The 13,187-nt window shown below is 63.7% G+C and carries 12 protein-coding genes; 6 read left to right on the forward strand and 6 right to left on the reverse strand.

Annotation, left to right across the window (positions count from 1 at the left end; all coding sequences use genetic code 11):
- Positions 1 to 224: 224 nt before the first annotated feature.
- From I6L38_RS13865 to I6L38_RS13880, 4 genes are all read right to left on the reverse strand, one after another.
- The gene (locus tag I6L38_RS13865) at positions 225 to 728 is read right to left on the reverse strand and encodes a GNAT family N-acetyltransferase (protein WP_216988642.1); all 504 of its coding nucleotides are present in this window, start codon (positions 726 to 728) and stop codon (positions 225 to 227) included.
- A 40-nt stretch (positions 729 to 768) separates the two neighbouring features.
- The gene (locus I6L38_RS13870; RefSeq protein WP_216988643.1) at positions 769 to 1,944 is read right to left on the reverse strand and encodes a MerR family transcriptional regulator; all 1,176 of its coding nucleotides are present in this window, start codon (positions 1,942 to 1,944) and stop codon (positions 769 to 771) included.
- A gap of 149 nt (positions 1,945 to 2,093) precedes the next feature.
- Positions 2,094 to 3,824: a single-stranded-DNA-specific exonuclease RecJ gene (recJ, locus tag I6L38_RS13875; RefSeq protein WP_216988644.1), complete on the reverse strand. Its 1,731-nt coding sequence runs from the start codon at positions 3,822 to 3,824 to the stop codon at positions 2,094 to 2,096.
- Complete coding sequence (locus I6L38_RS13880) at positions 3,787 to 4,506, reverse strand: disulfide isomerase DsbC N-terminal domain-containing protein (RefSeq protein WP_017788438.1); 720 nt, start codon at positions 4,504 to 4,506, stop codon at positions 3,787 to 3,789. Before I6L38_RS13880 ends, recJ begins: the two co-directional genes overlap by 38 nt.
- Before the next feature lie 258 nt (positions 4,507 to 4,764).
- On the opposite strand from I6L38_RS13880, the gene mscL reads away from it, so the two are divergent.
- The gene (mscL, locus tag I6L38_RS13885) at positions 4,765 to 5,175 is read left to right on the forward strand and encodes a large-conductance mechanosensitive channel protein MscL (protein WP_005298202.1); all 411 of its coding nucleotides are present in this window, start codon (positions 4,765 to 4,767) and stop codon (positions 5,173 to 5,175) included.
- A gap of 167 nt (positions 5,176 to 5,342) precedes the next feature.
- Positions 5,343 to 6,881 (forward strand): sensor domain-containing diguanylate cyclase, encoded by a 1,539-nt coding sequence (locus tag I6L38_RS13890; protein ID WP_010633138.1) that lies wholly within the window; start codon positions 5,343 to 5,345, stop codon positions 6,879 to 6,881.
- Here I6L38_RS13890 and xerD read toward each other — a convergent pair.
- A complete protein-coding gene (gene xerD, locus I6L38_RS13895; protein ID WP_043170228.1) occupies positions 6,878 to 7,777 on the reverse strand; it encodes a site-specific tyrosine recombinase XerD in 900 nt (299 codons plus the stop codon). The genes I6L38_RS13890 and xerD overlap by 4 nt on opposite strands.
- A 183-nt stretch (positions 7,778 to 7,960) precedes the next feature.
- Between xerD and fldB the strand changes: the two genes are divergently transcribed.
- The 4 genes from fldB to I6L38_RS13915 all read left to right on the forward strand — a co-directional run bounded on the left by fldB (position 7,961) and on the right by I6L38_RS13915 (position 12,086).
- Positions 7,961 to 8,479, forward strand: coding sequence for a flavodoxin FldB (gene fldB, locus I6L38_RS13900; RefSeq protein ID WP_216988645.1), 519 nt, complete (start codon positions 7,961 to 7,963; stop codon positions 8,477 to 8,479).
- Positions 8,480 to 8,777: 298 nt separating this feature from the next.
- On the forward strand, positions 8,778 to 10,178 hold the full coding sequence (locus I6L38_RS13905) for a TldD/PmbA family protein (protein WP_201881623.1): 1,401 nt from the start codon (positions 8,778 to 8,780) through the stop codon (positions 10,176 to 10,178).
- The gene (locus tag I6L38_RS13910) at positions 10,178 to 11,518 is read left to right on the forward strand and encodes a TldD/PmbA family protein (protein WP_043170232.1); all 1,341 of its coding nucleotides are present in this window, start codon (positions 10,178 to 10,180) and stop codon (positions 11,516 to 11,518) included. Before I6L38_RS13905 ends, I6L38_RS13910 begins: the two co-directional genes overlap by 1 nt.
- Before the next feature lie 175 nt (positions 11,519 to 11,693).
- Positions 11,694 to 12,086 carry a VOC family protein gene (locus I6L38_RS13915; protein WP_043170234.1) on the forward strand — a complete coding sequence of 131 codons (393 nt, stop codon included), beginning with the start codon at positions 11,694 to 11,696 and terminating at the stop codon, positions 12,084 to 12,086.
- Positions 12,087 to 12,158: 72 nt separating this feature from the next.
- On the opposite strand, the gene I6L38_RS13920 is transcribed toward I6L38_RS13915, so the two are convergent.
- Entirely contained in the window at positions 12,159 to 13,085 is a 927-nt protein-coding gene (locus tag I6L38_RS13920) for a L,D-transpeptidase family protein (protein ID WP_043170235.1), read from the reverse strand.
- Between the last annotated feature and the right edge of the window lie 102 nt (positions 13,086 to 13,187).

The following is a 13,187-nucleotide window of genomic DNA, read 5'->3' on the forward strand; positions in this document are numbered from 1 at the left end:
GCCATCGACCAGGTCGACAGTCGGCCAGGGGGCAACAAGGGATGCATCCGGTTCAAACAAAGAGGAACAAGAAGGGTGAATTTATCACAATTCCTCGATTTATTGAATTTACCATATGGGAAATCAGCTTTAATCGATGCTAAAAACCCTGATTATCAAAAAATCCAGCAATTAAAAACCACCATGAGAGCAAGCGCCATGACGCCTGCTCTCATGGTGAGGACTCACCCCTGCTCAAAGGCCTGATGGTAGCGCACTTCACCACTGGGCATGGCGACGCCGAACGAGCGGGCCATGAAGTACTCGGCCGGCACGCCGGGCAGCGTCAACCCCGGCTCGGACACGAAGCCGAAACGGCCGTAGAAGCCGGGATCCCCCAGCACCACGCAGCCTGCAGCCCCCATCCCCTTGAGCTCGGCCAGACCCGCTTCCATCAGCCGTGAACCCAGTCCCTTGCCGTGCAGCTCGGGGGAGACGGAAATGGGGCCAAGGCCATACCAGCGCTCGCTGCCATCGCTGATGGTCACCGGCGAGAAGCAGAGGTGGCCGACCACTTGCCCCGCCTGCTCCGCCACCAGCGACAGACTGAGTGCCCCGGCCTGGCGCAGGTCACGCACGATCAGCTGCTCGTTGTGATCGGTATGGGGGGCCTTGAAGAATGCGGCCACGGTCACCGCTTCAATGGCGTCGTGATCGGTGACCGTTTCCGGTCGAATGAGGATGTTCATAAGGGTTTCTCCGTTTGCTCTCTTTCAATGGATGGCCTGATCAGACTGCCTGCAGGCAGCAGATCACATAGCCGTAGCTGCCCAGGTATTGGCGGTGGATAGCCACTTCCCGGCTCAGATCTTGCCAGGCTGGGCTATCCCCCAGCTCGGCGCGATGGCGCGCCAGATTGCGTTCGATGGGATCCAGATAATTGTGCCAGGCCCTTTGCGGTAACTCGGTGTGCCACAGGCAGCGATACCCCGCCTCCTGCACCGTCTTGAGCAGACCAGCCAGGGTCTGCATGGCGGGATAATCCCGTTGCCAGAACGCCAGCGCCTCCTCTGGCGGCGTGTCTATCAGCCACACCAGGTCGCTCAACACGATGCAGGCATCAGGGCCGGCAAGGTGCGCCCGCCAGGCTTTGAGCGCATTGGCCACCCCTATGGTGTAGGCGCTCCCTTCGGCCCAGATAAGGTCGGCGGGGGCCAGCTCCACCGGCAGCGCCGCCATGTTGGCGCACAGGGTAGTGACCTGCTCAAAGCCAGCCGCGCTGGCCGATCTGGCCACGGCGGCCAGCGCCTCCTCGTCGAGGTCGATGGCCACGATGGCGGCGTCCGTCACCTGGGCCAACGCCATTGTGGCGGCGCCGCGCCCGCAGCCCATGTCGAGGATCCGGCGAGGCGCCATGGGCAGCGCGGCAAACTGCTGCTGGGTGAAGAGGCTATCGCCCGGCCCCCAATAACTCATGCCATCCAACAACTGCTTGAAATCCCGGATGTAGCGCTCGTGTTCATTCATGTCTTTGCTCAGCCACTGCAGGTGATAACGCTCTTTTTCACTGAATCCCTGCTTCATCACCCAGGCAAAGTAGGCCTGCGGGGCTTGATGCTGCAGTTGCCAGGCCTTGAACTCGTTGCCGGAGTGCGAACGCAAGCCAGCGAGGTCTGCCAGCAGATCCCGCGCTCTCTGCATCCGCGCCAGCTCGCCGTCCAGCTCTCTGACCCGGGCTTGCAATACCTCCTGATCTATCTCCCCCGCCAGACAGGCGAGGCACTGCTTGAGGCTGAGCCCGCCCGCCTGCAGGGCCTGCACCATCCGCAGCCGCTGCAGATCTTCATCGTCGTAGTGGCGATAACCGTTGGCGCCCCTCGTTCCCGCAATCACCCCCAGCTTCTCGTAATAGAGCAGGGTGGAGCGGGCCAGGCCGCAGCGCCTGGCCAGTTCGGATATTTTCATGACAGCGACTCTCAGTGGGGTCCGTGACCCGATGAAGGGAAGCTTAAACTGTGAAGCAATAGACGGGTCAACGGCAAAATCCGGGTTCATACCATAAAAAAACGGCCACCCTGAGGTGGCCGTCATCGGCAGCAAGAGAGACTCACGGATCAGAAGCCGGCGGCCTCCAGATGCTCCACCAGCAGCTGCACGCTACGGTTGCCGCGCCACTCGTTGACGTCGAGTCGGTAGACCAGCCGCACCCGTTTGACCGAGGCATCGGGCCAGCGCTGCAAGTCGACCCCGAAGGCGATGGCATCCACCGCGTGGCCGGAATCCGTGGTCAGCATCATCTTGAGGTGCTTCTCCCCCACCAGCCGCTGCTGCACCAGCACGAACTCGCCGTCGAACAGCGGTTCGGGAAAGGCCTGACCCCAGGGGCCGGAGGCACGAATAAGCTCCGCCAGCTCGAGGGTGAGCTCATCCGGCAGCAGTTCGCCGTCGGTGAGCAGCACCCCGGTCAAGAGCTCAGGGGTCACCAGCTCGCCGATGACCGCCTCGAAGGCGCGACCGAAGGCCTCGATATTGGCCTTGGGCAGGGTCAGCCCGGCCGCCATGGCGTGGCCGCCAAACTTGCCCATCAGGCCGGGGTGACGGGTATCGAGCAGTTCCAGCGCATCGCGCAGGTGCACCCCGGGGATGGAGCGCCCCGAGCCCTTGAGCTCGGTCTCGCTGCTCTCGGCAAATGCGATGACCGGGCGGTAGTACTTCTCCTTCACCTTGGAGGCCACCAGCCCCACCACCCCCTGATGCCACTCGTCCCGGTGCAGCACTATACCGGAGGGCACCTCGCCGTCACGAAACCGGATCTGCTCCAAGGTGGCCAGCGCCTCCTGCTGCATCCCCTGCTCGATCTCTTTGCGCTCCTGGTTGAGGCTGTCCATTTCGGAGGCGAGCTGGCGCGCCAGGTTGAGGTCGTCGCTCAGCAGGCAGGCGACCCCGAGCGACATGTCGTCGAGCCGGCCCACCGCGTTGAGGCGCGGCCCCAGCGCAAAGCCGAGATCGGCGGCGCACAGGCGACGACCGTCGCGGCCCGACACATCCACCAGCGCCTGGATGCCGGGACGGCAGCGGCCGGCCCGGATCCGTTGCAGACCCTGATGGACCAGGATGCGGTTGTTGCCATCGAGCGCCACCACGTCGGCCACGGTGCCAAGGGCCACCAGATCCAGGTAATCCGCCACGTTGGGGGCGCGCAGCCCCTGGCGCTCATACCAGCCGCTCTGGCGCAGGTGGGTGTTGAGGGCGGCCATCAGATAGAAGGCGACCCCGACCCCGGCCAGCGATTTGGAGGGAAAGTCGCAGCCATGCTGGTTGGGGTTCACTATCGCGTCGGCGTCAGGCAGCTCCTGGCCCGGCAAATGGTGATCGGTAACCAGTACCTGCATGCCGGCCGCCTTGGCTGCCGCCACCCCGGCGATGCTGGAGATGCCGTTGTCCACCGTGATGAGGAACTCGGCGCCGCGGGCCACCGCCAGCTCGACGATCTCGGGGGTGAGGCCATACCCGAACTCGAAGCGGTTGGGCACCAGAAAATCGATGTGGCGGCCGCCCATGGCGCGCAGGGCCAGCACGCACAGGGCCGAGCTGGTGGCGCCGTCACAGTCGAAGTCACCGACGATGAGGATGCGCTTTTGCGCCGTCAGCGCGTCGGCCAGCAGGGGCACCGCCTGCGCCATACCGAACAGGCGCTGGGGTGGCAGCAGCTGATTGGCGCTGCGCTCCAGCAGGGCAGGGTCTTCGACCCCACGGCTGGCGAAGATTTGCCGCAGCAAGGGATGAAGGGTGGCGGGCAGATGGGAATCATCCACGCGCGGACGACGACGGATTAGCAGGGGCATCGATGTGATCCAGTATCTTGAGCAGTTGTTCAGGGCTCTGATAACCGCGCAGCAGGTCGCCATTTGGCAGGACCCAGCTCGGCAGTGCCTTGATCCCGAGCCACTGGCTCAGGCCGATATGATGGGCAAGGATCTCATTACAGCCGCTCTCAGGCAAACGATCACTGAGTTCGAGTTCGCGCAGCAGCCCGGGATCGCACCAGCGCGCCTGCGCCTCGGCCAGATCGGCAAAGGGGCCAAGCACCGGCAGCAGCTGCACGCTCACCCCCCTCGCCTGCAAGGCGGACAGCTCATCCAGGGTGGTGCGACAGCCGCGGCAGGCGAGATCGGTAAACAGGGTGAGGCGGTGGCGCTCGGGCACGGCCTTGAGCTGCATCCGCCGCTCGCCGATCTGGGCCAGGGCCAGCTGCCGCTGTTGACGCTGGCCCAGCATGGTGAGGTTCTTCATGTCGTGGGCCAGATCCAGCATGGTGCCCAGCAGCACATGGTCGCCCCTGGCATCGGTATAGAGGGGCCCCTGCGCGGTGCCAAGCAGATAGAGGCCGGAGACCGGGGTCTCGTCCACCAGGTAGACCTGCACCCCGAGCCGCCGCTCTATGGTCTGTTTCAACAGTTGGGGATCCATCCCCGCGCTGACGGCAAAAGAGCCCAGCAGCATCATTCCCAGCAGTAAATAGTGCACTTTTTTACTCACTTGGCATGAACGAATGGACTCACAAGGTTACTCAGCAAATATGCTCGCCTCAACTGCTTAATTACTGATTGGTTAATAGAAGGGTCGCAAAAAAATCCCGATCTGACAGGTTGCCAATCGGGCAAAGCCCCAGCAAGCTAACCGGGACGACAGGAAACACGACGGTCATCCTCTGTTTTCCTGATGCTTTATTATTCAAACACCAGGGCGGCCCAGGCCGCTGCTAGCCCATTTTTGGAGGGGAAAATGAGTCTGATTCAAGAGTTCAAGGCCTTTGCATCCAGAGGCAACGTCATCGACATGGCGGTCGGTATCATCATCGGGGCCGCCTTCGGCAAGATCGTCTCCTCCTTCGTCGGTGACGTGATCATGCCGCCCATCGGCCTGATCCTGGGGGGCGTGGACTTCAGCGACCTCGCCGTGACCCTGAAGGCCGCCGAGGGCAGTGCGCCGGCCGTGGTCATCGCCTACGGCAAGTTCATCCAGACCATCATCGACTTCCTGATCATCTCCTTCGCCATCTTCATGGGGCTCAAGGCCATCAACACCCTGAAGAAGAAGCAGGAAGAGGAAGCCGCGGCACCGGCCGGCCCCACCAAGGATCAGGAGCTGCTGACCGAGATCCGCGATCTGCTCAAATCCCAACAGGGAAAATAAGCGCCAGCTCCTGTCGTGTACTGGAAAAAAACCGCCTTCGGGCGGTTTTTTAGCTACATCAGCAACGGAACACTTTACACTTGGCATCACCCAGACCTTGATCTGCATCCGCCCCCATCCCACGCACATCATGCTTGAATGAATGTAAACCTACAGGAATCATCGCCATGACATCCCCGACAGTGAAGACCAGAGCGAAACATGGTTTCATTCTGCGCTATTTGCTGTTGCTCTCCCTGCCCCTGCTATTGATGACAGCCAGCAACCTCTATCTGTTTTTCATCAAACAACAGAACGTAGTACGCGAGCGCATGGAGTTTTTCAGCAGCAGTACGGCCCAGCAATGGGACAACGCGCTGAGCTCGGTCGAAGAGCAACTCAATATTCTGGCAGTGGATCTCGCCGACCATGACGGCGTGCTCCCGCCGGAAATGCGGGCGCGGCACTACTCGGTGTGGCAGCAGCTCAGCCGCTCGGGCAGCCTGTTGAAGGGGCTCTACTATGTGCAGCGGGACAATACCCTGGTCAACTTCAACCACCAGCTCCCCCCTTCCCCCCAGGCTATGGCCAAACAGGCATGGTATCTGGATGCCATCCATACGCCGGGGATCAATATCTGGAGTGCCCCCTATCTCGACACCGTCCAGCACATCCCGGTGGTGACCCTGTCGCGGGCGGTCTTGAACCACAGCGGCAAGATAGTGGCCGTGATTGGTCTGGACGTCGAGCTGTCGCGAGTCTCGGACCGGATCGGGCGCATGCTGCAGGGCGGCAAGCAGATGACTTACCAGCTCTACGATCGCAGGTATCAGCGCATCGTGGCGCACAGCAACCCGCTGCTGAACGCCACCCCGCTCGACGAGCCCTGGTTATCCCGGCTTCAGGGGAAAAATGGCGCGATCCAGAGCCAGGATGACGAACTCATCGCCTACTACACCCTGGCCAACAACCCCGGCTGGCAGGTCATCATCATCTACCCCTTCAGCAACTCCTTCGTCATCAGGGAGCTGCTGCCCAACATGATGATGGGGCTGTTGCTGTCGCTGGTCATGTTCATCCTGGTGGCCGTCATCTTCCATCAGCGGCTGGAGAACACCATCGGCATGCTGGTGCAGGTGGTGCGCCAGCTGCGGGTCACCCCGCCGGGACAGCCCCTCATCATCCCCCGCATTCCGGGCATCGAGGAGCTGGAGGACGAGATCACCCTGATTTCGGACCAGATGCAGGCGGAGAGCGAGAAGGCCCAGCGCGATGCCCTGACCGGGCTCTACAACCGCCGCTACATGGACACCCTGCTGAGCGAGCTGCACCAGCAACATACCCCCTATGTGCTGGCCATCATCGACATCGACAACTTCAAGCTGATCAACGACCGCCATGGCCACCCCGCCGGCGACAGCGTGCTCAGACGCACCGCCTCCCTGGGCAGCCAGTTGCTGGAGGGCAAGGCCACCCTCTGCCGCTTTGGCGGCGAGGAGCTGGTCGCCATCTTCGAGCAGGGGCGGCTTAAGGAGGCACAGCAGCAGATGGATCAGTGGCGCCGGGCCATGGCCACGCAGAACTGGCGCGAACCGGGCTTGACCGTCACCTTCAGCGGTGGGCTGGCCGAGGCGCTGGATGCCCCGCCCGCCGAGGTGCTGGCCCGGGCGGATGCCGCCCTCTATCGCGCCAAGCAGGAGGGGAAAGATCGCCTCTGTCTGGCCTAGGCGCGCGGGTGGTGCTGGCCGTGCAGTGCCTTGAGCCGCTCGTTGGCCACGTGGGTGTAGATCTGGGTGGTGGAGAGATCCGCGTGGCCCAGCAGCATCTGCACCACCCGCAGGTCGGCGCCGTGGTTGAGCAGGTGGGTGGCGAAGGCGTGGCGCAGGGTGTGGGGAGATAGCTCCCCGCTGATGCCGGCCCGCAGGGCATAGAGCTTGATGCGGTGCCAGAAGGTCTGGCGGGTCATCATCTGGGCCCGCTTGGAGGGGAACACCACGTCCGAGCTGGTGCCCCCCAGCAGCAGGCCGCGACCCTCACGGTAATAGCGCTCCAGCCAGTGCACCGCCTCCTCCCCCATGGGAACCAGCCGCTCCTTGTTGCCCTTGCCCACCACCCGCACCAGCCCCTGGCGCAGGCTGACATGCTCGGCGGTCAGCCCCACCAGCTCGGAGACCCGCAGTCCGGTAGCGTAGAGCAGCTCGAGCATCGCCTTGTCGCGCAGCTCCAGCGGGTCATCCACCTGCGGCGCTTGCAGCAGCGCCTCCACCTCGGCTTCGCTGAGATCCGATGGCAGCTTCTTGGGCAGTTTGGGCCCCTCCAGCAGCACGGTGGGATCGTCGCTGCGCAGCTTCTCACGGTTGAGATACTGGTAGAAGCGGCGCAGGGCCGACAAGAAGCGGGCCGTGCTGCTGGCCGCGAACTGGTGATCCACCCGCCAGGCGAGGTAGTGCTGGATGTCGTCCAGCCCGGCCAGCAGCAGGGAGCCCCCCTGCTCATCGAGCCAGAGGGAGAATTTTTCCAGATCGGTGCGATAGGAGCTGACCGTGTTGTCGGAGAGGCCCCGCTCCAGCCAGAGGGCGTCGAGAAACGGCTCGATCAGGGGATGGGATTCAGCTTTGCTCATGGTACGCCGCGCTCAGGGAAACAGTCCCCCATTGTAACGTGTCGACCCACCCGGCCCGCAAGGCAGGCTTGTCCATGGCCCGGCAAGAAGTGAAGCGCGCCGGGCAATCTGCTAGACTGGCGCCCACCCCGGGCGCCGCTGTGCCGGTCACGCCCCTTGCCTACTGCGATCAAGAGAAGAGCGATGAAGATTGGTTTGTTTTACGGCTCTACCACCTGCTACACCGAGATGGCCGCCGAGAAGATCCGCACCCTCATTGGCCCGGAGCTGGTCGATCTCCACAATATCAAGGACGTGCCCCTCATCCGCATGCAGGAGTACGACATCCTGATCCTGGGCATCTCCACTTGGGACTTCGGCGAACTGCAGGAGGACTGGGAATCCCGCTGGGAAGACATTGCCGACCTGCATCTGGAGGGGCGCATCATCGCCCTGTTTGGCCTCGGCGATCAGCTGGGTTATGGCGAATGGTTCCAGGATGCCCTCGGCATGCTGCACGATCAGCTGGTGCCCAAGGGGGTCAAGCTGGTGGGCTACTGGCCCAACGAGGGGTACGAGTTCGACGCCTCCAAGGCGCTCATCGACGATGGTCATCACTTCGTTGGCCTGGCCCTCGACGATGCCAATCAGTACGACCAGACCGAATCGCGCATCGAGCAGTGGGTCGACCAGATTTTGAGCGAGATCCACGAACTGCTGTGACGCCGGGTTTTCTGACAGCAGTGGCGATGGCCCCCTGCCATCGCCCGCTCCCCGCACGGCATGTCGAAAAAGGCCTTGTGACTGGCCCCTTGAACAGACGTCAGCTGCGACACTTCCCCGCCTGCCGCCTCAGGTTTCGGACCACCGGGCGCATAAATCGCACCGATTTTCTCAATCGGTATCATCGCATGACGCTATAGCGACTTTTTTATGCTGGTCTGCAACAATGGAAGCGACACCCCATAACAATCACAGCCGGGTGTCGGAAGCAAACGGACAGACCAGAAAAGGACATTCTATGACCCCATTCTCCCTGTTGGCCCCCGCCATCGCCCGCGACGTGCTCGATCACGCGCTGGCGCTGGGCGCCGACTTCGCCGAGCTGTTTGTGGAGCGCAAGCGCCGCAGCCAGCTCAGCCTGCTCTCAAGCCAGATAGAAAATATCAGCGGCGGCCTCGATTTCGGCATCGGCGTGCGCCTGTGCTACGGCCACAAGGTGCTCTACGGCTACACCAACCTGGCCGATCGCAACGAACTCTTGCGCATCGTCACCCTGCTGGCGGCCAAGGACAGGCGTGACCCCGTGGTCACCGCCACCGCCTTCGATTTCACCCGCCTGAACGATCGCAACCCGATCGCCCTGCCCCTGTCGGCCGACAAGCTGCTGGAGCAGAAGATCGCCTACCTGCACGCCATGGATGCCGCGGCCCGCGCCGAGAGCGACAAGGTGAGCCAGTTTGCCGGCAACGTGCTGGGCTGGGAGCAGGAGGTGGAGATCTTCAACAGCGAAGGGGTGCAGGTGAGCGATCGCCGCCACTACAACCGCATCATGGCCCAGACCATCGCCGCCCTTGGCAGCGAGCAGAGCGTCGGTTATGAAGCCCCCGGCGCCATGATGGGCTGGGAGCACGCCGCCAGTATCGATCCCCGCGAGCTGGCCCTCACCGCCACCCGCCAGGCGCTGGTGAAGCTGGGGGCGGCTCCCTGCCCGAGCGGCAAGCTGCCGGTCATCATGGAGAACGGCTTTGGTGGCGTCATCTTCCACGAGGCGTGCGGCCACCTGCTGGAGACCACCTCGGTGGCCAAGAAGGCCTCGGTGTTCCACGACAAGATGGGCCAGCTCATCGCCAATCCGGCGGTCAGCGCGGTGGATGAAGGCTTGCAGGGCAACGCCTGGGGCTCCATCAACGTCGATGACGAGGGAATGGCGACCCAGCACACCCAGCTCATCAAGGATGGCGTGCTCACCGGCTTCCTGGTGGACCGGATGGGGGCCCTTCGCACCGGCTACGCCCGTACCGGCTCCGGGCGCCGTGAATCCTACAAGTTCGCGCCGGCCTCGCGCATGCGCAACACCTATATCGAGCCGGGCAATCACAGCCTGGACGAGATGCTGGCGACAGTGGAGCACGGCATCTATGCCAAGCGGATGGGGGGCGGCTCGGTGCAACCCGGCACCGGCGAGTTCAACTTCAACGTGCAGGAGGCCTACCTCATCGAGCACGGCAAGATCACCCGGCCCCTCAAGTCGGCCACCCTGATCGGCACAGGCCCGCAGGTATTGAAGGAGATCTCCATGGTGGGGCGCGATCTGGCCCTCTCCGCCGGCATGTGCGGCTCGGTCTCCGGCTCCATTCCCGCCTCGGTCGGCCAGCCGCCGCTCAAGGTTGACAATATCCTGGTCGGAGGGAACGCCTGATGAGCCAACTCGACATGAACCAACTGCTTGCCCGCCTGCTGGACCAGGTCGCCGACCTCGGTGCCGAGGCGGACGTCATCGCCAACCAGGACAAGGCCTTCTCTCTCAAGGCCGACAAGGGAGAGCTCAGCGAATACAAGGTCACCAGCAGCCAACAGATCGGTATTCGGCTGATAAAAGAGGGCCGGGTCGGCATCGCCTATTCGGAGTCTCTCGACGAGTCGGCGCTGGCCGCCATGGTGCAGGATGCGCTGGATGCCAGCCGCTTCGCCAAGGTGGACCCGGATCAGACCATCGCCGTGCAGCAGAGCCGGCTCATTACCGACTGCGCCGAGATCAATCAGCCCGACACCACCCCAGTGGAGGAGAAGATTGCCCTGGCCCTGCGCCTCGAGTCGGAGATGCTGGCGCTGCCGGACGTGACCGGCGCCCCCTACAACAGCTTCTTCGAGGGAGAGGGCCGGCTGTGGCTCGCCAACACCCAGGGCAGCCTCTGCCAGCATCAGGCATTCAGCGTCGGCTGCTACAGCTCCGCCCTCATCGAGCGCGACGGCCGTCAGTCAATGTTCTCCCAGGGGCAGTATGAGCGCCGCTTCGATGCGCTGGACAGCCAGACCCTCATCCAGCAGATCCACGCCGTGGCCGACGGCCTGCTGGCGGGAGACGCGGTGCCGAGCGGTCACTACAGCGCCATCTTCGACACCAATGCCCTGGCCAGCCTGTTCGGCTGCTTCCAGGCAGCGCTGTCGGGCAAGTGGGCCCAGCAGGGGATCAATCCTTGGCGGGGCAAGCTGGGCCAAAGCGTGGCTTCCCGCTGGCTCACCCTGGAGAGCCGGGCCTATATGCCGGGCGGCATGCACATCAAGGCCTTCGATGGCGAGGGTGCCGCCACCCGGGATCTGCTGCTGATCGGCGAAGGGGAGCTCAAGACCCTGCTGCACAACAGCGCCACCGCCCGCTACTTCGATGTGGCCAGCAACGGCTCGGCGGCCCGCAGCGCCCGCAGTGCGCTGGATGTCAGTCCGCGCCACCTGGTGTTCGGGCTCGGCCCCCACAGCGAGGCCGAGGCGCAAGCCGGCGAGTATCTGGAGCTGGTCAAGCTGGACGGCCTGCACTCCGGCGCCGATGCGGTGAGCGGCGACTTCTCGTTCGGCGCCTCCGGCTTCCTGTGCCGGGACGGCGTGCGGGTGGCCCCGGTACGCGGCATCACGGTGGCGGGCAACTTCTACCGCCTGCTGGGTGAGCTGGAAGCGGTCGGCAACCTGCTGCACCACGACGATGGCAAGAGCTTCTACGCGCCGCTTATCCGCTTCGGCGGGCTGAGCATTGCAGGCAACTAACTGTATATCGTGGGGAAAAGCCCCCAGATTCCCACCCGAAAGCGGCGCCATCAGGCGCCGCTTTTTTAGCTCTGGCGCTCCTCATGGGCCGCTCCTAACCTCTAGGAAGCTGTCTACGACCTGCCGCGAGAGGCCGTCAGCAAGGAACAGAGCCGCCGGTCGCATCGGCCGGCACATGCAGGAGATCACCAAGATGGACAATACCCTGGTCTGGGCCGACATTCCGACACGGGATCTGGATCGCGCCATGGCCTTCTACTCGGCCCTGCTCGACGTGCCGGTCACGCCGATACAGGAGGAGATCCGCTTCGCCATGCTGCGCCACGACGGCAACAACGCGGCGGCCTGTCTCGGTCCCATGGACAAGTACCACCAGCCGGGGCACTCGGGCCCCCTCATCTACCTCGCCCTGGGCGATCGCCTGCAGGAGGCCGAGCAGCTGGTGCCCAGCATCGGCGGACGGGTGCTCGAGCCCCTGCACAGCATCGGCAGCGGCCATGGCTCACGGGTCATCATCGAAGATACCGAGGGCAACTGGCTGGCCCTCTATGCCCCGCCGGCCGGCTGATGACGGCGGCTCCCAGAAACAACAACGGCGACCTGATGGTCGCCGTTGTGCATGAGCCAGTCTCCCGGGTCATCAGACCTGCGGGTTGAGACGGGTCGGCATGCCGGTACGCTGTTCCAGCACCTGCTTGACCACGTTGGAGTCGCTCTCCGCGTGGGCGATGAAGCGAGTGGTGGCCGGGGTCATGGGCAGCGGCACGGAGGCGGTGGAGTTGAACTCCTCCTCGGTGCGCGACAGCGGCTCGTGTACTTCCATGTAGCGGCTGCCATCCGGCTCGACCGTGGTCTTGACCGGCTGGTTGACGAACTGGACGCGGGTGCCGACCGGCACGTGGTCGAACAGATACTTGATGTCGTCGGCACGCAGGCGCACACAGCCGCTGCTCACCCGCAGGCCGATGCCGAAGGTGGCGTTGGTGCCGTGGATGGCGTACAGGTTGCCGATGTAGAGCGCGTGCAGGCCCATGGGGTTGTCCGGGCCGGCCGGCCAGACCGCAGGCAGGGTCTTGCCCTGGGCGGCATAGCGACGACGGATGTTCTCGGTCGGGGTCCAGGTCGGGTTGGCGCGCTTGCGCTCAACCTTGGTGATCCAGTTCTCCGGGGTGTTGACCCCCAGCTGGCCGATGCCGATGGGCAGCACCTGCACCACGTTCTTGCCTTTCGGGTAGTAGTAGAGACGCATCTCGGCCACGTTGATGACGATCCCTTCGCGGGGAGCGTTGGGCAGGATCAGCTGATGGGGAATGATCAGCTTGCTGCCAGCCTTGGGCAGGTAGGGGTCGACGCCCGGGTTGGCTTCCATGATGTTGGTCAGACCCAGCTGGAAGTCAGAGGCAATCTGCTCCAGCGGACGGTTGTCCGCGGGCACCACGTATTCCTGGTTCTCGCCGATCAGGCGGCTGTTGGCGGCGGGCAGCTGGTATTCAACGGCGGCAGCCTGCTGGCCGGCCAGTGCCAGCGTACATAAAAGAGCCGAAGCGGCAATGCGAAGGGGATTCATAAAATTCCTGTGTGGTTTCCTGTACCAAGTTGGCCGAAGGCCGTGTCATCCTCGGTTGCGCCGGGGCGCAAAGGTGGCGTCCGCGGTCGATTACCGAGCGCG

This window comes from Aeromonas sp. FDAARGOS 1408 (assembly GCF_019048665.1).
In the GTDB taxonomy this organism is placed as follows: domain Bacteria; phylum Pseudomonadota; class Gammaproteobacteria; order Enterobacterales; family Aeromonadaceae; genus Aeromonas; species Aeromonas dhakensis.

Coding starts and splice junctions, on each gene's coding strand:
- I6L38_RS13920 (WP_043170235.1), bottom strand. CDS start 13,085: ATGAATCCCCTTCGCATTGCCGCTTCGGCTCTTTTATGTACGCTGGCA.
- I6L38_RS13910 (WP_043170232.1), top strand. CDS start 10,178: ATGAGCCAACTCGACATGAACCAACTGCTTGCCCGCCTGCTGGACCAG.
- fldB (WP_216988645.1), top strand. CDS start 7,961: ATGAAGATTGGTTTGTTTTACGGCTCTACCACCTGCTACACCGAGATG.
- I6L38_RS13865 (WP_216988642.1), bottom strand. CDS start 728: ATGAACATCCTCATTCGACCGGAAACGGTCACCGATCACGACGCCATT.
- I6L38_RS13890 (WP_010633138.1), top strand. CDS start 5,343: ATGACATCCCCGACAGTGAAGACCAGAGCGAAACATGGTTTCATTCTG.
- I6L38_RS13905 (WP_201881623.1), top strand. CDS start 8,778: ATGACCCCATTCTCCCTGTTGGCCCCCGCCATCGCCCGCGACGTGCTC.
- recJ (WP_216988644.1), bottom strand. CDS start 3,824: ATGCCCCTGCTAATCCGTCGTCGTCCGCGCGTGGATGATTCCCATCTG.
- xerD (WP_043170228.1), bottom strand. CDS start 7,777: ATGAGCAAAGCTGAATCCCATCCCCTGATCGAGCCGTTTCTCGACGCC.
- I6L38_RS13915 (WP_043170234.1), top strand. CDS start 11,694: ATGCAGGAGATCACCAAGATGGACAATACCCTGGTCTGGGCCGACATT.
- I6L38_RS13870 (WP_216988643.1), bottom strand. CDS start 1,944: ATGAAAATATCCGAACTGGCCAGGCGCTGCGGCCTGGCCCGCTCCACC.
- mscL (WP_005298202.1), top strand. CDS start 4,765: ATGAGTCTGATTCAAGAGTTCAAGGCCTTTGCATCCAGAGGCAACGTC.